Source organism: Alicyclobacillus sp. SP_1 (assembly GCF_024706985.1).
Classification (GTDB): Bacteria; Bacillota; Bacilli; order Alicyclobacillales; family Alicyclobacillaceae; genus Alicyclobacillus_I.
Genome location: NZ_JAMCCX010000017.1, coordinates 273,303 through 292,332, shown reverse-complemented (window position 1 = coordinate 292,332; position 19,030 = coordinate 273,303). Strand labels below are relative to the sequence as shown.

Sequence of the window (19,030 nt, the reverse complement as noted above, 5' to 3'; positions counted from 1 at the left end):
TCAGACATAAGCCGCCAAAATGTCACTGGCCCCTTGTTCTTGTAACTGCCGCGCAACGGCTTGACCGAGCTCTGCCGACGCCCCGCCAACGGAGGTCGCCTTACAGACGGTCTTTCCGTCCGTCGTCGCAACCAATCCCGTCAGGCGAATACACGCATCCACCTGCTCTGCGTGTCCCGCAATCGGCACTTGGCAGCTCCCGCCAAGCAACTTCAACAGCGTTCTCTCCGCTTGAACGCACTGAAGGGTAGGCTCGTGAGTTAATTCGCGGAGCATCGCGCGAACCTCGCCTTCCTCGTCGACGCACTCGATAGCAAGTGCCCCTTGGCCAATCGCGGGGAGAATATCGTGTGGGTCGATCCGCTCCGATATCAGATGGCTCCAGCCCATCCGCGATAACCCGGCGGATGCTAACACGATGGCGTCAAAGTCGCCCTGCTGCAACCGTTTGACGCGCGTGTCAATATTGCCGCGCAGAGGCTGAATGACCAAATCAGGCCGCAAGTGATGAATTTGGGCGGCCCGGCGCAACGAGGACGTGCCGACGACTCCTCCCATTGGCAAATCACGAAGCTGCTCGCCATGTCGGGTCAACAGAGCATCGCGAGGGTCTTCCCGCACGGGCACACAGCCAATCGTCAAACCCTCAGCGAGCTCTGCTGGGACATCTTTCATGCTGTGGACAGCAAGATCTGCATGACCCTTCAACAAAAGCTGCTCAATTTCAGAGACAAAGAGTCCTTTGCCGCCGACCTCAGAAAGGGGTACATGGACAATTTCATCACCTCGAGTTACCACGGGCACAATTTCAAACAGAAAGTCGGGTCGAATCTTTTGCATGGCTGCAATCATGCTCTTTGTCTGAGTCATCGCCAACTCGCTTTTCCGCGAAGCTACTCGGACCGTTGTCATCTTGCCACCGCTCCCCTCCACCCATCAACCCAAAATACCTGTGGATGTCCATGGATGATATGTACTGAAATCGCTACCGACAAAAAAATTGACCAACAAAAATACGAAGCACGCGACGTTCCACTTCATGAGGTTTGAACGCGACCAGGACGATGAGTGATACAGCCACAAGTACACGCCATAGCATACCCAGTTCAAAAAGGTGAGGATGGGCTTGACGTCAAGCCAAATCCAATGATGATAAACCAGTCGACCCCAAACAAAACCGAGCACCATCGACACCATCAACAGCGGAAAGCCAATCAGCGTACTGCGGTGGCTAAACCGCTCCAAGTCGGCCAGACTCGGTAACCCAAGGTACCAACGGTTCCACCTCTTCTGCAACAGTAGCATATTCTGCAGAAGGTACATACCTGCAAACGCGAAAGCTAACGTGAAGCAAACATATCCCAGAACAGCGAAACCCACGTGCAAGAGCAGTAAATCCGCCTGTTCATGTACCGTCTCGCCCACCTCGAGCGGGGCAAAGCTGTCGAACACAACGAATCCAAACGCGATGACGTTGGCGAAGAAGACAAGCAGGCCGACACGAAAAAACGCGTCGACCACCAACGTTACCAGAAGCACAAGCCAAGAGACGAGCAGCAACGTGTCAAATCGCGTGTAGAGTGGAGCCGCGTGGAACGCAAACAGCCGCTTCAGGAGGAACGCGGTCTCACCGCTAAAGACTAGGAATAAAAGGAGTAGTGCAGCTCGGTTCATTCCGCGTTTTGGAGCTACCGTATCCCAAAAGAAGAGCGTCAAACTACTTGCGTAGATGAAAATGGTAAAGTCTAATAGAAGGCGATTACCGGTCAGCATTCGCGGCGAGTGCGAACCGACCCCATACCAGCAACCGCTACCAATTCTTCAGCGGGAGTCGATGGTGCACTCTCGCCACCACGCCACATGGACAAAAAATCTTCCAGCATAGAATGGGTCGGCAGGACATCAGAAAACGTGTCCACTGCAGACAACTCTGCCTCCACCCCGAAGAGACTCGCCATGCCCTCGGGAGAAATCGATGGTTTTTTCATGGTTCCCATTTCTTTCATTTGTTCAATCGGGTCTTTCAAGAGCTGGTTGACAATACTCATCATGTGCTTGGCTATCAACTTCTTTTCCCTATCATTCAAATCCGGCAATTTATTTTCCAAGCTGTGCATCACATCGCGCTGGATGTTAGCCCCTTTAGCTCGCACCGCCGAAATAACGGGTACCATCCTGAGCGACGTCACCCAGTTTTCAAACGAGGTGAGACTCTGTTCAATCAACTCGCTCGCCACAACGGCTTCACGTGCGCGCTCTTCAAAATTTGCCTGAATGACCCCACGCAGGTCATCGACATCAAACAAGAAGACATCTTTGACTTGCGAAACGGACATCTCGACATTGCGCGGCAAACCAATGTCGACAATAAATTGAGGCTGACCCCGGCGCTGCTTTTGCGCTCTCTGAACTTGGGCCAAGGACAACACCGGGTCTTTGGCACCCGTTGCAGTCAAGACAATGTCCACTTTCGACAAAATGGTTTCAACATCTTCCCACGGAATTGCTTTGCCTCCGACCGCCTCTGCCAACTCAACCGCTCGACCGAACGTGCGGTTCGCTATCCACAATGGACCCTCAAACTGACTGGCCAAATGTTCAGCGGCCAATTTCGCCATACTCCCCGCGCCGAGAACCAAGGCAGAACGAGCCTTGCTTGACCCGTATATTTTTTTCGCCAGTTGAACAGCGGCGTAAGCCACAGATACGGGTGTCTTGCTGATGGACGTCTCCGTATGCACACGCTTTCCAACTTCCACCACTTGCTGAAACAGCTTTTGCAACATGGAACCAACCGTACCGCATTCCTGCGCAAGTGCAAATGCTTGTTTCATTTGACCGAGAATTTGCGTCTCTCCAACCACGATGGAGTCCAGTCCAGCTGCTACTTTCATCGCGTGGCGGGCTGCAGCCTGACCTTCATGTACATAGAGATGCGTCTGCATCTCGGACACGGACAAACCCGCTCGTGACGCAAAGACATGACAAATATAATCGACCGCTGCTTTGCGGGACGTGGTCAACGTATACACTTCCGTACGATTGCACGTAGAGACCAAAATCGTCTCAAACATCGAACGGGAGTCCTTAAATTTACGCAATGCTTCCCGTGCTTCATCCTCACGGTAGCTCAGCTTCTCCCGAACATCGACGGAAGCCGTCGTATGATTTGCGCCGATGACGATGATCTGCATGGTGCAGGCACCCCCAAAAATACAATTCCAGCTTCTCCAAGTCAAAGTATAACAAAAACAAGGCTGGTCGAGCTATCTCAGTTGTGTCGGTACCGTGTCAATCGCTCGCATCCGAAGAGAAGGAGAGAATATCTGCATCCAAGACACTCCACACAGAATCTATATTTTGAGCATTGGTAGCAGAGACAGGTACGATTGTCACACCCGTTTGAAGACAAGATGCAATCCGCTGAATGGACGGTTGAATCGCGGACTTCGATATCTTGTCCTGCTTCGTGGCTATGACGAGCATCGGGCAACCGACCTCCTGCAGAAGTTGATGATACTGTACATCCTCCTTCGATGGCTCGTGCCGAATGTCCACTAAGTGAAGAACTCTCGCCAACGGCTCGCGCAGTTCAATATACCCTTTAATCCAGCGCTGAAAAGCCGCCCGCTGAAGTTTGGAGACGGTCGCATACCCATATCCCGGTAGGTCTGCAAATCGAAACGCATCATTAATTCGATAAAAATTAATTTGTTGCGTCTTACCAGGATGTTGAGAAACTCTAGCAATCGACTTTCTCTGCAATAAACGATTGAGTAGCGAGGACTTGCCTACGTTGCTACGGCCGATGAAGGCAAACTCAGGAAGCCCATCCCTGGGCCACTGGGATGGGCGCACAGCACCAAGTTCAAACGACACCTGCTTGACTATCATTGATGAGCTCCTCCACCTTGATACGAGCTATCATGCAACAGACCGGGCATGTCCGGCGAAGCAAAGAGGGTCTCATTGACGCCAAACGGTGGGCCATCTACCAACGCTAGCTCAAGAACATCATCCATATGCTTCACGGCGCGAAACTCGATGTCCTCTTTGACAACATCCGGAATGTCACGCAAATCTTTCACGTTGGCCTCCGGATGAATCAGCATGCGAATGTTCGCTCGATGAGCCGCCATCGCCTTTTCCCGCAATCCTCCGATGGCTAAAACTCGACCTCGAAGCGTGATTTCTCCGGTCATTGCGACGTCGTGTCGAACTTTGCGCCCGGTCAGCGCTGAAGCGATGGCCGTTGCCATCGTGATACCAGCGGACGGCCCATCCTTCGGTATGGCACCTTCCGGGACGTGAACATGCAAGTCCACGCGTTCATAAAAATCTGGTGGAATACCCAAATCGTGCACTCGCGAACGCACGTACGATAACGCCGTTTGCGCGCTCTCCTTCATGACTTCGCCAAGTTGTCCCGTAATTACCATTTTCCCATTGCCCGGCACCGCTGATACTTCCACATTGAGCAAGTCACCACCAGCTTCCGTCCAAGCCAGTCCGTTGACGACTCCCGCTTCATCGACGAGATCAATCTCCCCAAAATGGAAGATATGGGGACCCAGAAACTCTTTCAAGAGAGCCGCGGTGATGTTCATTTTAGTTTGTTCATCCGTGGCAATTTTGCGCGCAACTTTCCGGCATACGCTCGCCAACAGACGCTCCAACTGCCGCACTCCAGCCTCACGCGTGTAGTAGCGAATCAACTCGAGGATAACGGAGTCTGGGATTTTTAGTTGATCCCGCTTCAACGCATGTTTCTCTTTCTGCCGCGGCAACAAATGACGCTTGGCGATGTTCAACTTCTCTAGCTCTGTGTATCCGCTCAGCTGAATGACTTCCATTCGGTCGCGAAGTGGTGCTGGGATTTCATAGATGTTGTTCGCCGTCGTGATAAAGAGAACATTCGACAAGTCAAACGGAATCTCGATATAGTGGTCCGAGAACGTGGCATTCTGCTCCGGGTCGAGCACCTCGAGCAGCGCAGAACCAGGATCTCCGCGAAAGTCACTCGCCATTTTATCGATTTCGTCCAAGAGAAACACTGGATTGCGCACCCCGGCTGTCTTTAATCCTTGCAAGACGCGGCCAGGAAGAGCCCCGATGTATGTGCGACGATGGCCGCGAATCTCTGCCTCGTCTCGCACACCGCCAAGGGAAGCGCGCACAAACGGCCGTCCCAGCGAGGTGGCGATGGACCGAGCGAGCGACGTTTTGCCTACGCCTGGAGGTCCTGCGAGACAAATGATGGGTCCCGTGACCCGATTCGCCAATTTTTGCACAGCCAAAAATTCGAGAATTCTCTCCTTGACTTTCTCGAGGCCATAATGCTCATCGTTCAAAATACGCTCGGCACGGCGCAAATCAAGGCGCGTCTTCGCCTGTTCCAGCCATGGAAGCGCCAAGAGCCATTCAATGTACGTGCGGGCAACCGTGCCCTCTGCCGACGCTTGCGGGATTCTTTCCAGGCGCTCCAGTTCGCGCTCAAGACGCTCTCTCACCGACTCGGGAAGGGGTTTACCCGCCATCTCCTCGCGCAACTCTTCGACCTCGCCGCTGCGTCCTTCCCGCTCACCCAATTCCCGTTGAATAGCTTTCATTTGTTCTCGCAAATAGTACTCTTTTTGAGTGCGTTCCATCTGCTTTCGGACTCTTTGGTGAATATTTCGCTCCAACTCTAAAATTTCGCGTTCATCTGAAAGAATTTGAAGGAGCCGCTCCAAGCGTGGAACCACTTCAAACTCTTCGAGCAAATCTTGCTTCTCGCGTACCTTGAGAGGAAGATGCGCCGCTACCGCATCCGCAAATCGGTCTGGGTTATCAATATCCACCACGCTCGCATACGTCTCTTGATCGACCTTTTTGGAGAGCTTGGAATACTGCTCAAATTGTTGCAAAACTGAGCGAATAAGCGCCTGAACGTGAGGGTCGTTATGGTCACTTACCGGTTGCTCCGGCATGTCCACCTCGACCTCAAACCAATCCTCGATGCGTGTGTATTCGACAATACGCACACGCGCCACACCCTCGACCAAGACGCGAATGGTGCTGTTAGGCAACTTCATCATCTGCTTGACTTTGGCCAGTGTCCCAACCTCATACAAATCGTCCACAGAAGGGTCATCCACCTGACCGTCTTCTTGTGAGGACAGGACAATCAGATTATTTGCAACCACTGCTCGCTCTAATGCCCGTATCGACTTTTCGCGCCCCACGTCAAAATGAAGGACCATGGACGGAAAAACCAACAGGCCTCTCAAAGGCAAGAGTGGATAAGTATTTGCCTCTTTGGGTGTGTCTGTTGCCATGCTGTTCCACCCCCGAATGAACTTCTCTCCCAGATGTCTGCTTCCTTACCACTCCATTGTACAGATTCGGCATGACAAGTCCAACTTGTCCGGTCCTTCACCCCACAACCACGAACCTATTCGACCGCAGTGCTGACCCGGAGTCTCCCGTGTGCGTACAATTACACTGAGGCAGTCCAAGAGGAAGGTTCTGCTACGGGAATGGCCGCTATGTCTCCCGGAAGCTGTTCACCGCTACCGACGACACTCAGTCGCAGTACGTCCACCAGTTTTTCCACAGGCACGACTTTCACTCCTGGAATGTCGCGAAAGGTCTCTTGCCAGTTCTCCCTCGGAATCAGTACAGTCGTTGCGCCCGCGTCCCGAGCAGCCTCTATTTTTGCCGGTACTCCGCCGACCGGCCGAACGAGTCCACGGATGGAGAGTTCCCCAGTCATGGCCACCGTATTCAACACAGGCCTGCCCGTAATGGCGGAAAAGACACCAACTGCCATGGTGACTCCAGCACTCGGGCCGTCGACCGGAATTCCACCCGGAAAATTAATGTGCAAGTCATACGCAAACGGATGGATGCCGCCGAGGCGGTGCAATGCGGTTAAAACATTGTCAAGCGACCCTTTCGCCATGGACTTGCGGCGCATGCTTCGGTCCCGTCCGTTGATGGTTTCTTCCTCCACCAATCCGCCAATGGTAACTCGCCCATGCCCGGCAACCGCTCGCTCAGCCACCACTTCGACCTCTAACAAAAGACCGGAAGACGGACCGTAGACCGCCAACCCATTAACCACACCAACCTGCGGAAGGTCGGAAATTTGTCTCTCCGGTCTCGGCGAGATGTGTGTAAATCGAATGACCCATTGGATATCTTCCAAGCGAACGGTCTCTCGTCCTTCTGTTAATGCAATGCCACCTGCAATTTGTACAATGTTGACAGCATCGCGACCGTTCGTGGCATAATTGGCAACTTCCGAGATGACAGCTTTGTCCACCTCCATGTTCAATTTTGCGAACGCGCCACGCGCCACGGATTCAATTTCCTGACGACTCAAGGAACGGAAAAACACTTCCATGCAGCGAGATCGAATCGCTGGTGGAATTTCTTCCGGAGAGCGAGTTGTCGCACCCACCAGCCGAAAGTCGGCAGGTAAGCCATTTTGAAAAATGTCGTGAATGTGACCCGGAATGGCATGGTCTTCGCTGCTGTAATAAGCACTCTCCAAAAAAACTTTTCGGTCTTCTAAAACTTTCAGCAATTTGTTCATTTGAATCGGATGCAATTCGCCGATTTCATCGATAAACAAGACTCCGCCATGTGCTTTCGTGACTGCCCCCGGCTTCGGTTGAGGAATGCCCGCGACACCCATGGCACCCGCTCCTTGATAGATTGGGTCATGGACCGATCCGATGAGTGGATCGGCAATACCTCGCTCATCAAACCGTGCCGTTGTAGCGTCCAACTCGATGAACTTCGCGTCCTCCGCGAAAGGAGAGGACACGGACTTTCTCGCTTCCGCTAAAATGACTCTGGCCGCTGCGGTTTTCCCGACCCCCGGGGGTCCGTAAATCAGTACATGCTGCGGGTTTGGACCGCAGAGTGCGGCTCGAAGCGCGCGCAGACCTTCCTCCTGTCCAACAATATCAGCCATGGAACTCGGCCTTGTGCGCTCCGACAGGGGTTCGGATAGCGAAATACTCCGCAGACGATGGAGCCGCTCTAACTCCTTTTTCGACTCACGTTCAATGGCGTGTCGGTTTTGGTTCTGTGTCTTTAATAGATTCCAAAAATAGAGACCGATGATGATGGCGAAAAACACCTGAATCACGGCCAGTATACTAAGATTCATCTCTGCTCCCTCCCATATGGCACCAATGGACATTAGAAGCAGTATTGCCGACTCGGACAGGACGTAAACAAAAGCGCACCCGAGAATCTCTTCTCGAAGTGCGCTCATGACAAATCCTCAACAGGTAATGCCCAAACCATGCCCGCGGGAATTATGCAGTCTCTTCAGATTTGCGAAACACTTTCATGGATTTCCCGTCCTTGCCCATCAAAATGGGCAACTCCTCGTGGGTCGCAGCTTCTCGAGTAATGATACAACGTTGTACATCCTCCCGAGAGGGCAGTTCGTACATCACATCAAGCATGATGGATTCAATAATCGCCCGCAACCCTCTGGCGCCAGTGCCTCGCTTAATAGCCTCTTTGGCGATGACACTGAGTGCATCTTCCTGAAATTCAAGAGTGACTCCATCCAAGTCAAGTAACTTTTGGAACTGACGAACCAACGCGTTCTTTGGTTCTGTCAAAATACGCTTCAAAGCCGTTTCATCCAGTGCTTCCAATGTGGTAACCACCGGCAATCGGCCTACAAACTCGGGAATCAAGCCAAACTTCAATAGGTCCTCTGGTAAGACCCTCGTCATCAAATCTCCGTTGTCAACTGGTCCAGCAGCCGTAGCCGCTGCTCCAAAACCAATCACCTTGCGACCCAAGCGCCGCTTGATGATGGGTTCAATCCCATCAAAAGCACCGCCACACACGAACAAAATATTCGTCGTGTCAATCTGGATGAATTCCTGATGAGGATGTTTTCGCCCTCCCTGCGGTGGAACACTCGCCACGGTTCCCTCGAGTATTTTTAAAAGGGCTTGCTGAACCCCTTCTCCAGAAACATCCCTGGTGATTGATGGATTTTCCGACTTTCTGGCGATTTTATCAATCTCATCGATGTAGATAATGCCTCTCTCCGCCTTCTCTACATCGTAGTCTGCCGCTTGAATCAGCTTTAGCAAAATATTCTCGACATCTTCGCCGACATACCCAGCTTCTGTCAAAGACGTAGCATCGGCAATGGCAAAAGGCACATTCAGAATTCTCGCTAAAGTCTGCGCCAAAAGCGTCTTGCCGCTACCAGTTGGACCCAGCAACATGATGTTGGACTTAGAGAGTTCGACGTCATCCCCCTTGCCAGTTCCCATGTTGATGCGCTTGTAGTGATTATATACAGCCACCGACAGAGAGCGCTTGGCCGTCTCTTGACCAATCACATACTGGTCTAGAATGGCCTTGATTTCCGTCGGCTTTGGCACATCTTTGAGTTCAAATTCATCGTCTTCGCCAAGCTGCTCTTCAACAATTTCATTGCACAGCTCAATGCATTCATCGCAGATATACACGCCCGGCCCTGCAACCAACTTACGAACTTGCTCTTGCGTCTTCCCACAAAAAGAGCACTTTAACTGACCCTTTTCCTCGTTAAATTTAAACACGACGCATTCCCTCCCCTACAGTCGCGCCTCTGGGAATCTTCCCTGCCACAACGTCACTTGGCCCCGTATTGAATCACGTCGTCAATCAACCCATATTCCTTGGCTTCTTCCGCAGAAAGAAAGTTATCTCGGTCTGTGTCCTGTTCGACTTTTGCCAAAGGCTGGCCTGTGCGTTCGGACAAGATGGTATTTAGTTTGTCTTTCGTCTTCAAAATCCAATCAGCGTGAATTTTAATGTCGGACGCCTGTCCTTGTACGCCGCCAAGCGGCTGGTGAATCATAATTTCCGAATTCGGCAAGGCAAAGCGCTTTCCTTTTTCCCCGGCAGCAAGTAAAAATGCACCCATACTGGCCGCCATCCCAACGCACATCGTGGACACTGCCGGCTTAATGTGCTGCATGGTGTCAAAGATGGCCATGCCAGCCGTCACGGAACCACCCGGGCTGTTGATGTATAGCTGTATGTCTCGCTCTGGGTCGTCTGCAGCAAGAAACAACAACTGCGCGACAATAGAATTCGCAACATAGTCGTCAATGGGCGTGCCTAACAGAATGATACGGTCCCGCAACAGTCGCGAATATATGTCGTACGACCGTTCGCCCCGACTGGTTTGCTCGATGACAATCGGTGTCAAGCTCATGCACCGAAAACCTCCTTTGCGCGCCCACGAAGTCGGCTGTGACAAGACAAGGCACGATGCCGTGCCTTGTCTTGTGTCCATCTATCGGAGAAGCGACGCTTCATTCTCACGAGAACATTGTACCTGAAATCAAGCAATGATGCTATTTGCAACGAGGAACTCAGCCGTTTTACTATTGCGCATTTCGAGCATCATTTGGCGGAGACCGGGGTCACGCATCATCAAGAGCTGCATAGCACGGTCTGTTTCCATTTGAGCCTGATTTGCAATTCTCTCCACTTCTGCCGTTATGTCTTCTTCGGTCGGATTCAAGTTCTCCGCTTTGGCAATCGCCTCTATCACAAGTTCCGTCCGAACGCGCTCTTCCGCTCCGGCTTCAAACTGCGACCTCAACTCTTCCATCGTCGTACCCGTAAACTCCAAGTAAGCATCGAGCGGGATTTGTTGATATTGCAACTGACGCGCAAAGTTATCCACCTGTACGTCGATTTCATGCTCAATCATGACACGCGGCAAGTCAATCTCTGAATTGGCGACTGCCAAAGCGACACAAGCGTCTTCCAAGTATCGACGATGCTCCGCTTCGAGACGCTGTTCCAAAGACTTGCTGACATCCGCTTTGAATTCCTCGACGGTCTGAAAGTCACTGATTTCCTGAACAAACTCGTCATCCAACTCGCGCATCACTTTTCGTTTGATGTCGTGCAATACGACGGTAAACTCCGCTGGCTGTCCACTCAAAGACTTGACATGATATTCCTCCGGAAAAGTCACATTGACTTTCCGTGTTTCCATAGGCGCCATGCCAATCAGTTGGTCTTCAAAACCAGCGATGAACATTCCTGAGCCAATTTCCAGTTCGAAGTTTTCCGCCTCTCCACCTTCAAACGGCTCACCATTGACCATTCCTTCAAAATCAATGCTGACGGTGTCTCCCTGTTCTACGGTCCCGTCTTCCACGACCTCGATTTGAGCGTGACTCAAGCGAATGCGGTCCAGTTCCTCTTCGAGAGACTCATCCGTGACTTCGAACTTTTTGTCTTCAATCTCTAAACCTTTATACTGGCCAAGCTTCACTTCAGGTTTCACCGTGACCTGCGCCTTAAAATGAAACGCTTTTCCGCGCTCGGCTTGTAGCAAATCGACGGAAGGACGGTCGACCGGTTCAATGCCTGTCTCCCGAATGGCAGCGTCATAGGCCCGCGGCAAGAGATAGTCTACGGCTTCCTGATACAGAGACTCTACCCCGAACTTTGACTCAAAAACTTTGCGCGGAACCTTTCCCTTACGAAATCCAGGAACATTGACGCGCTTCACCACAGATTTAAATGCTTCGTCCAAAGCCGAGCCAAAATCCTCACTAGGCAGTTCCACTTCCAGGACGCCTACGTTATTGCCGGTTTTTTCCCACTTCGCTGTCATTCCATATATCCTCCCTACAGCCCAATGCAATCCGAATTGGACGAACCAATAGAACCCGTCCCGATTATTCTCAACAAGATACGGATGCCATTCTACCACGCATATTGCAAACAAGGCAACCGCAACAGGACAGATGGACGATTCGATATGTTCCAGAGCATCGAAATCCTAGAAGGACGTCAAACATACCCGTACTCCGCATGACTCATCGTTGGATAGGATATGCACACCTTGGAGAATGTGCTCGTCGTCACCAACCCCTCTTTACATGTCCGGGCGCACTATAGCACTATACCCACAGAGCCTTGTCGAAACGGCCACCCGATTGGATGGCCGTTTCGACAAGGCTGCATCATATTTTGGATTGTGGCGTCTCAGGAGGGATTCGAACCCCCGACCCACAGCTTAGAAGGCTGTTGCTCTATCCTGCTGAGCTACTGAGACATGACGGTGCGCCGATTTGGCTACATATCAGTGTAAGAAATCGACGGTTGAATTGCAAGGGGCAGAGGAAGGCTGCAAAGTTCCCTGAAAAGCTGCCGCTACTTCACTCCATGTCACCCCAATCGAGAACCGGTAACTTGGCGAGGAGAGCATCTAAAGCAGCTTTGCGATGTGAATGTGCTTGCTTTTCTGGCGGCGACAGTTCCGCAAATGTCCTTCCAAGATGAGGGAGAATAAACAGCGGATCGTACCCAAAGCCATGCGCGCCGCGAGGCTCAAGGGCAATCTCACCAGACATCGTTCCGATGGCCGAACACAGTGTCTGACCTGCTGCGGAGACGAGCGCAAGTGCACAAACAAATTCGGCGGAGCGGTCCTCCGCATGCTCTGCCAGCCTACGCAACAATTTGGCGTTGTTGGCCTCATCGTCGCCGTGTACACCAGCATAGCGCGCAGACAGCACGCCCGGTTCTCCATGGAGACTCGCGACACACAGCCCAGAATCGTCCGCCAACACTGGCATCTGCACGAGTGCCGCATAGAACCGCGCTTTTTGTAAAGCATTTTCGGCAAACGTCGTCCCATCCTCAGGAGCCTCCGGCAAACCATCCGGAAGGGACCGCACGAGCAACTGTCCGTGGAGCATCTCTTCAAACTCTCGGACTTTGTGGCGATTTTGAGACGCAATACACACTTCCATCATGAGACGTTTCAACCTCCGTCCCCAAAGTTGTCAGACCATCCTGTACTGTTCTTAAAGTGATGACACGTGCTTCTTCAGGCCGGCGCGACAACCACGTTTCGAGAGCGTGGCTCATAGACGCTGGATTTCCCGTGGTGTAAAAGTCGTGCTGAACCCCACCTACCTGCGGACAGTCTCGAAGCAGGCCAGCCGATGTCAGGAACCGATGCACGGACTCGGCCATCGCCGTCGCAGAAGACACTATCTTCATTGAATTGGGAATCTGGCTGCGGATGACGGATTCTAACATTGGATAGTGAGTGCAACCGAGAATCAGTGTATCTAAGCCGTGTGTGAGGAGCGGCTCGAGAGACCGCCGCACTTCCGCTTCGACCGACGGACCGCTCCACTCTCCCCGTTCGACCATCGGCACAAACGTGGGACAGGCTTGTCCAATTATGGTGGCATCCTTCATGCGCTCGTGAATCGCGTCTTTGTAAACGCCGCTCTCTGTGGTCAATTGGGTTGCAATCACGCCGATTTTGCGATTGTGAGTCGATTGAACCGCAGCCTCCGCTCCCGGTACCACCACTCCGAGGACGGGAACGTCATAACGTGCACGCAAATCGTCCAATGCTACGGCCGTCGCAGTATTACAGGCGACGACCATCAACTTGACGTGCAGAGACATAAAAAAATCGCAAATCTCGCGAGCATACTGACGCACTTGAGATGCGTCCTTGTCTCCGTAGGGACATCTAGCGTGGTCTCCTACATAGACCATATTCTCAAAAGGCATAAGCCGAATCATTTCTCCGACGACGGTCAGACCGCCAATTCCCGAATCAAACACTCCAATCGGCGCGTCTGAAGACACCGTATGTATCTCTCCCTATCGACCAGAAAAACTCTAGTCCGCCATTTTCGCATTAAGTAACTCTAACACTTGGGATATTCGTGACTTTTCTTCAGAAGAAACTGTCTCCAAAACAGACGCTAAATAGGCACGGCGAGCATCTAACACTCTTTCAATCAAATCCGCACCATACGTCAACAGTTGCACGCGCACCACGCGGCGGTCTCCCGTATCACGCTGTCGTGCGACAAAATGAGCGCGTTCCAACCGGTCCACTAAGTCGGTCGTCGTACTGTATGCCAAAAAAAGGCGATTACTCAAATCTCCAATCGTCAAGTCGCCATCGCGATTGAGAATGACCAGTGCATCAAACTGAGGAGGCGTAATTCCGTAATTTTCAAGAATAATTCGACCCCTACGCCGAACAATACTGGAAATTTGGCGCAGTCGTAGTTCAATGTCCACCACATTCTCAGAAAATGAAACATCCACGGATTTCGCACCCCAACTGTCCTTCGAAGAATGACGAAATTGTATCACCCGAGTCGACACGGGTCAATGAAACATTCCTCACGTGTCAAGGCTGGCTGATGACCGTCGACGACAGGCCGTTTATCCGCAGCAGCTGAGAAGCAAACTACCCCTACGCAGGCGTGTGTAGGGGTCCTGTCGTCATATCGCCAATTCTCCCAAGCGCACCAGTTCCACCACCGCTTGCGAACGACCTTTGACGTTAAGTTTTTTCATCACATTAGTCATCGGTTCAGTAGTGGCGATACTTTTCAAGAAAAATCTTTACTTGGCAACTCGTCGAGCGCTGCAAATCGATAACCGATGCCTGGTTCGGTCATCAACAAAGTCGGTCGAGTCACGTCTTCTTCAATCTTTTTGCGCAAATTTGCAATGTGTACACGAAGGTATTGCCCGTCTGTCTGAGAATAGGAACTCCCCCATACCGCTTGAATCAATTGGCGATGCGTCAATACTCGTCCAGCGTGAAGCACGAGTGTCCGCAAGAGGTCATACTCAAGTGGCGTCAAGTGAATCGGCTGCCCATTGACCTCGACTGTGCGAAGCGCAAGATTGACCATGAGGCGCCCAAATTGAAGGCATGGGTTATCCGCGTCTGGAAGTGGCTGCCGATGCCGAAGTGCTACCCGTATCCTGGCCATCAATTCACCGGAACTGAACGGCTTCGTGACGTAGTCGTCTGCTCCCAAGTCCAGAGACCGGATTTTCACCGCCTCATGCTCCTTGACGCTCAGGACGACAATCGGTGTAGCCAAAAACTCACGCAATCTCTCCAACAGTTCGAGACCATCTGTGTCAGGAAGACCGAGATCCAACAAAATCAGCTCCGGATTGGCGGATGATGCCAACATCAACCCTTCGCTCCCGGTACTCGCCTCCAACAACTCATATCCGTGCGCTGCCAGGATGACGCGCAACAAGCGACGAATGGCTAGTTCGTCGTCAATGACGAGAATGCGCCGACGCCCTTCCATCACAGACTGCATATCTGTTCTCCTTCCAGCGCCACGGTCTCCGGAATGGGCCATTCCACGCAGATAGTGAGACCGCGCGGCTGGCGATTGACCGCATAAACAGCTCCCCCGTGCGCCTCAATAATGCCTTTGCAGATGGCTAGACCTAGACCTGTGCCGGGAATATGTCGAGTCGGAAGGGCGCGATAGAACTTGGTGAAGATGTGCTGCAAGTCGCTCTCAACCACACCTGGTCCCTCATCCGATATAGACATGCGTGCAGTTTGTCCCATCCATTCAGCATCCACGGAGACCTTAGTTCCAGAGGGCGAATACTTCAACGCGTTGCTCAGCAAATTAACGCAGAGTTGCTCCATTAATACCTCATCGACGTAGACTGGTGGAAAGCCCGAGTCTACCCGCACCTCAACCTGATGTCCGTGCACCGCCTCGCGAGTGCGTGTCAAAGCGACTCCGAGAATGTCTTCCAAGACGCACCACTGCCGATTGAGCGTCAACATCCCACTCTCCAGCCGAACCATGTTCAAGAGATTCGCAACCAAACGATTCATCCGCCCTGCTCCTTCGCGAATGGCGAGCAACAAATCTTGACGATCCCGCTCGTCATACGCGCCATCCTCCTCCAACAGACCACTCACCGCAGCGGTGATGGTCGCGAGTGGCGTGCGCAACTCATGAGAAATAGAATCCAGGACGGCAGTTCGAATGCGTTCAGACTCGGCGGTCAAGTGAACCATTTTCGCTTCTTGCTGCAGTTTCATCTTTTCAACCGCGACCGCTGCCAAAGCGCACATCGCATTGACCAGCGACCGTTTCTCCTGCACGCCTTTCATAGACGCTTCATGGCCACTTTCCAAGACCATGACCCCGTACGCTTTGCCGCGACTCGTCAGTGGGAGAAACGTTTTATTCGATTCACTCAGGGTTTCAGTGCCGCGACCCACCGCTACCTGATTTTGATAGACCCACCTGGCAATGGTCAACATCGACTGCCGGTCCTCAGCTAAAGCTCCGCTCTCTGATGACGCCAACTTGTCTTGATACACGAGTTGCTCCGAGCTGTCGACCGAATAAAAAGCTACCTCCGCCCCGAGAATCGCTGACATCCGTTCAGCGAGGATGGTCAGGAGCGATGCTAGGTCATTAGCACCGACCATCCCTTGGCTGACTTCGTAGAGCTCCGCCGTAAACCGCTCTTGCCGTTTGGCCTGGTTCAATTGGCTTCGCAGACGCGCAGACAGAGTCGCCGTTAAAATAGCGATTGTCAGGAAAACCGCAAAAGAAATCAAAAATCTCAAGTCGCTTACCGCAAAACTGTCATAAGGCGGGACAAAAAAGAAGTCAAACAAACCGACGCCCATCGTCGCCGCAAACAAAGAGGGACCAAGGCCAAAGCGCACCGAGCTGAGCAGTACCGGAAGCAGATAGAGCATGGCCATATTGACCGGATCGAGCGACATCCCAGTAAAGTGCAGGACAACCGTCAGGATGGCCAACAGAACCGCCACTTTGACATAGGGAATCATGATGTCTGGCACCGCGCGCCGCGCTCATTGGACACCACGTGCAAGTCGACGAACTCTGCGTGCTGAAGCACATAGTCCACGGGGTTGCCGCGCAGCCGTTCCCACCAGGTGCGACCAGGCATGGGTTGACCAATCACCAACTGAGCTACATGCAACTCTTCCGCAACCTCAACGATGGTTCGACCGACCCCTTGTTCATGAACCTCGCGCGTCATGAAAATTGCGTCAAACTGTTCACACAGTCGTTCGATGCGCTTCAACTCCTGCCTCTCCCGCTCCGTCATCTCTCGGGAATTGACCACTACCAGGACGTATAAAATGGAGTGATGCCGATCCGCTATGCGCCAGCCTCGCCGAATCAACTTTGCGGAATGCGGCCGAGAGTTGACGCACACGAGTGTGCTCTCTACCGTTTCCGCCTCGGCCGTGCCCTTCTCCCGGGAAATCTGGTCATGCAAGCGCTGCTCGACGTCGTCTGCCACCTCGAGCAGCGCAATTTCACGCAAAGCCGACAAATTCGAGAGGCGAAAGAAATGATTCAAAGCTTGGTCAATTTTGTCAGATGAGTAAATTTGACCATCGATGAGGCGCTGCTGCAAGGTCTCCGGGCTTACGTCAACCATTTTGACCTCATTGGCGAGATCGATAAACCAGTCTGGAATACGCTCCCGGACCTGCACTCCCGTGATATGCTCGACTTTGTCATGAAGGCTCTCCAAGTGTTGAATGTTGACCGTGGTCACGACATGAATTCCATGGGAGAGCAGATATTCAATGTCTTGGTAGCGCTTTTCGCGAGCACTTCCCGGCGCATTCGTATGCGCTAGTTCGTCAATTAGAACAATGCGAGGCTGGCGCGCCATGATGGCTTCTGTATCCAATTCCTCGTAGACTCGATTCCCCGTGCGAATGACCTTCCGGGGAATGATTTCAAGGTCTTGCACTTGTTCCGCCGTACCGGTGCGGCCATGCGTTTCGAGCCAGCCAATGACGACATCGATACCTTTCATTTTCCAATCATTCGCATCTTGCAGCATCTTGTAGGTTTTCCCCACACCCGGTGCCGCGCCAACATAAATGATGAGCCGTCCCGGACGAAGTGCTTTGTAAGCCACAGACGTATAGTTCGTGGAACGTCTCGCCATCCCCGATCCCCACCTTCTCATGACATTCCTCGAGTTATTCCTTCCACCCGACAATCCGCAAGTCAACGTAACGCATACGCTGCATCAAAAAGCGCACTGGGTTATGGCGCCATATTTGCCAGCGCGCCATCCCGCGCGGCTGGCCAATCACAATCTGCGTTACGTTCAAACGCTCGGCTACTGCCAGAATGACCTCGCCTGTGTGCCTGTCTTCTCTTTTCTCCACGACTAATTCTGCCTCATACTGGTCCGCCAACTGTCGGAACTTCTGCAATCGCGTCGTCTCTTTGGGCGACGCAGAAGCTCCGTCGCTGTCCGTGATGGTCAATAGGAGCAACTCGGCATTCATTCGCCAAGCCATCCGCGCACCCTTTTCCAGTAACTTTGAAGAGCGGTCGACATAGCTTACACACACCATGATAGTCTCTTTGGCTCCAATCGGGCCAGGAATTTTAGCGCGATCGACCGAATTTTGAAGACGTTCGTCGACATCGTCTGCGACCTCTCTAAGCGCAATCTCGCGCAGCAAGGATAGATTCGTTTTCCGAAAAAAATGACTCAGCGCCCGCTCCACCTTGTCGGGCGGATAAATGCTACCGTCGCGCAGACGTTGGCGCAGCGTTTCCGGTGTGACGTCAATGACCTGTATCTCTGCCGCTTTCTTTAAAAACGATTGAGGAATCACTTCGCGGACACGAATGCCAATTTTATCTTCGACTTCCTTACGCACATGTTCGAGGTGCTGAACATTGACAGCAGTCATCACATCGATGCCAAGTGCCAGCAAATACTCGACATCTTCGTACCGTTTGGCTCGCTCAGAACCAGGCACGTTGCTGTGTGCCAGTTCGTCAATGACCACCAAGCCGGGACGTCTGTCAACGATGGCCGGGACGTTCATCTCTTCGAAGAGGCGTCCTTGGTACGCCACTTCAGCCAGCGGAATGACTTCGAGACCTTCCATCTGCGCTCTTGTATCGGAGCGGTGATGGTCATCCATATACCCAACGACGACATCCACACCACGTTCGCGCAAGGTTTTCGCCTCACGCAACATGGTGTAGCTTTTACCAACTCCAGGAGCTGCTCCAATAAAAATTTTCAATCGACCTTGCGCTCTTGCCGGACTTGCATGGAAAGCTCCCATCGACGCGTGGGAAGGATAGGATTCCTCCATCCGTCCTCCCCCCTTCCTGACGACTTCCGGCCCTGCCTCTCG

General features: G+C 52.4%; 16 protein-coding genes, 1 tRNA gene and 1 pseudogene. All 18 read right to left on the bottom strand.

Going from position 1 to position 19,030, the window contains the following annotated elements; genetic code table 11:
- On the bottom strand, window positions 1-912 hold the full coding sequence (gene hemC, locus M4I36_RS05880; protein WP_258110783.1) for a hydroxymethylbilane synthase: 912 nt from the start codon (window positions 910-912) through the stop codon (window positions 1-3).
- 24 nt (window positions 913-936) lie between these two features.
- Entirely contained in the window at window positions 937-1,773 is an 837-nt protein-coding gene (gene ccsA, locus M4I36_RS05875; RefSeq protein WP_258110782.1) for a cytochrome c biogenesis protein CcsA, read from the bottom strand.
- Window positions 1,767-3,194, bottom strand: a complete 1,428-nt coding sequence (gene hemA, locus M4I36_RS05870) for a glutamyl-tRNA reductase (RefSeq protein ID WP_258110781.1) — start codon at window positions 3,192-3,194, stop codon at window positions 1,767-1,769. Before hemA ends, ccsA begins: the two co-directional genes overlap by 7 nt.
- A gap of 97 nt (window positions 3,195-3,291) precedes the next feature.
- Window positions 3,292-3,894, bottom strand: coding sequence for a ribosome biogenesis GTP-binding protein YihA/YsxC (gene yihA / locus M4I36_RS05865; protein ID WP_258110780.1), 603 nt, complete (start codon window positions 3,892-3,894; stop codon window positions 3,292-3,294).
- Window positions 3,891-6,317, bottom strand: coding sequence for an endopeptidase La (gene lon / locus M4I36_RS05860; protein ID WP_258110779.1), 2,427 nt, complete (start codon window positions 6,315-6,317; stop codon window positions 3,891-3,893). Before lon ends, yihA begins: the two co-directional genes overlap by 4 nt.
- 161 nt (window positions 6,318-6,478) lie before the next feature.
- Window positions 6,479-8,161 (bottom strand): ATP-dependent protease LonB, encoded by a 1,683-nt coding sequence (gene lonB, locus M4I36_RS05855; RefSeq protein WP_258110827.1) that lies wholly within the window; start codon window positions 8,159-8,161, stop codon window positions 6,479-6,481.
- A 151-nt stretch (window positions 8,162-8,312) separates the two neighbouring features.
- Complete coding sequence (gene clpX / locus M4I36_RS05850) at window positions 8,313-9,590, bottom strand: ATP-dependent Clp protease ATP-binding subunit ClpX (RefSeq protein ID WP_258110777.1); 1,278 nt, start codon at window positions 9,588-9,590, stop codon at window positions 8,313-8,315.
- A 53-nt stretch (window positions 9,591-9,643) separates the two neighbouring features.
- Window positions 9,644-10,231, bottom strand: a complete 588-nt coding sequence (clpP, locus tag M4I36_RS05845) for an ATP-dependent Clp endopeptidase proteolytic subunit ClpP (protein WP_258110776.1) — start codon at window positions 10,229-10,231, stop codon at window positions 9,644-9,646.
- A gap of 129 nt (window positions 10,232-10,360) precedes the next feature.
- Window positions 10,361-11,653 (bottom strand): trigger factor, encoded by a 1,293-nt coding sequence (gene tig / locus M4I36_RS05840; RefSeq protein WP_258110775.1) that lies wholly within the window; start codon window positions 11,651-11,653, stop codon window positions 10,361-10,363.
- 367 nt (window positions 11,654-12,020) lie between these two features.
- Window positions 12,021-12,097, bottom strand: a tRNA-Arg gene (locus M4I36_RS05835).
- A 103-nt stretch (window positions 12,098-12,200) separates the two neighbouring features.
- Complete coding sequence (rdgB, locus tag M4I36_RS05830) at window positions 12,201-12,800, bottom strand: RdgB/HAM1 family non-canonical purine NTP pyrophosphatase (protein ID WP_308661079.1); 600 nt, start codon at window positions 12,798-12,800, stop codon at window positions 12,201-12,203.
- Window positions 12,748-13,656 carry a glutamate racemase gene (murI, locus tag M4I36_RS05825; protein ID WP_258110774.1) on the bottom strand — a complete coding sequence of 303 codons (909 nt, stop codon included), beginning with the start codon at window positions 13,654-13,656 and terminating at the stop codon, window positions 12,748-12,750. The genes rdgB and murI overlap by 53 nt, the downstream gene beginning before the upstream one ends.
- 33 nt (window positions 13,657-13,689) lie before the next feature.
- Window positions 13,690-14,127 carry a MarR family winged helix-turn-helix transcriptional regulator gene (locus tag M4I36_RS05820; RefSeq protein ID WP_258110773.1) on the bottom strand — a complete coding sequence of 146 codons (438 nt, stop codon included), beginning with the start codon at window positions 14,125-14,127 and terminating at the stop codon, window positions 13,690-13,692.
- Window positions 14,128-14,307: 180 nt separating this feature from the next.
- Window positions 14,308-14,391: pseudogene (locus M4I36_RS05815) on the bottom strand (helix-turn-helix domain-containing protein); the annotation flags it as partial.
- Between the two features lie 26 nt (window positions 14,392-14,417).
- Window positions 14,418-15,152, bottom strand: a complete 735-nt coding sequence (locus M4I36_RS05810) for a response regulator (RefSeq protein WP_258110772.1) — start codon at window positions 15,150-15,152, stop codon at window positions 14,418-14,420.
- The gene (locus M4I36_RS05805; RefSeq protein ID WP_258110771.1) at window positions 15,140-16,678 is read right to left on the bottom strand and encodes a DUF4118 domain-containing protein; all 1,539 of its coding nucleotides are present in this window, start codon (window positions 16,676-16,678) and stop codon (window positions 15,140-15,142) included. The genes M4I36_RS05810 and M4I36_RS05805 overlap by 13 nt, the downstream gene beginning before the upstream one ends.
- Window positions 16,663-17,811, bottom strand: coding sequence for a universal stress protein (locus tag M4I36_RS05800; RefSeq protein WP_258110770.1), 1,149 nt, complete (start codon window positions 17,809-17,811; stop codon window positions 16,663-16,665). The genes M4I36_RS05805 and M4I36_RS05800 overlap by 16 nt, the downstream gene beginning before the upstream one ends.
- A 34-nt stretch (window positions 17,812-17,845) precedes the next feature.
- Window positions 17,846-18,988 carry a universal stress protein gene (locus M4I36_RS05795; RefSeq protein WP_258110769.1) on the bottom strand — a complete coding sequence of 381 codons (1,143 nt, stop codon included), beginning with the start codon at window positions 18,986-18,988 and terminating at the stop codon, window positions 17,846-17,848.
- Between the last annotated feature and the right edge of the window lie 42 nt (window positions 18,989-19,030).

Bases quoted from the DNA above. Each gene is read 5' to 3' on its own strand.
- hemC (WP_258110783.1), bottom strand. From the start codon at position 912: ATGACAACGGTCCGAGTAGCTTCGCGGAAAAGCGAGTTGGCGATGACT.
- ccsA (WP_258110782.1), bottom strand. From the start codon at position 1,773: ATGCTGACCGGTAATCGCCTTCTATTAGACTTTACCATTTTCATCTAC.
- hemA (WP_258110781.1), bottom strand. From the start codon at position 3,194: ATGCAGATCATCGTCATCGGCGCAAATCATACGACGGCTTCCGTCGAT.
- yihA (WP_258110780.1), bottom strand. From the start codon at position 3,894: ATGATAGTCAAGCAGGTGTCGTTTGAACTTGGTGCTGTGCGCCCATCC.
- lon (WP_258110779.1), bottom strand. From the start codon at position 6,317: ATGGCAACAGACACACCCAAAGAGGCAAATACTTATCCACTCTTGCCT.
- lonB (WP_258110827.1), bottom strand. From the start codon at position 8,161: ATGAATCTTAGTATACTGGCCGTGATTCAGGTGTTTTTCGCCATCATC.
- clpP (WP_258110776.1), bottom strand. From the start codon at position 10,231: ATGAGCTTGACACCGATTGTCATCGAGCAAACCAGTCGGGGCGAACGG.
- tig (WP_258110775.1), bottom strand. From the start codon at position 11,653: ATGACAGCGAAGTGGGAAAAAACCGGCAATAACGTAGGCGTCCTGGAA.
- rdgB (WP_308661079.1), bottom strand. From the start codon at position 12,800: ATGATGGAAGTGTGTATTGCGTCTCAAAATCGCCACAAAGTCCGAGAG.
- M4I36_RS05810 (WP_258110772.1), bottom strand. From the start codon at position 15,152: ATGCAGTCTGTGATGGAAGGGCGTCGGCGCATTCTCGTCATTGACGAC.
- M4I36_RS05800 (WP_258110770.1), bottom strand. From the start codon at position 17,811: ATGGCGAGACGTTCCACGAACTATACGTCTGTGGCTTACAAAGCACTT.
- M4I36_RS05795 (WP_258110769.1), bottom strand. From the start codon at position 18,988: ATGGAGGAATCCTATCCTTCCCACGCGTCGATGGGAGCTTTCCATGCA.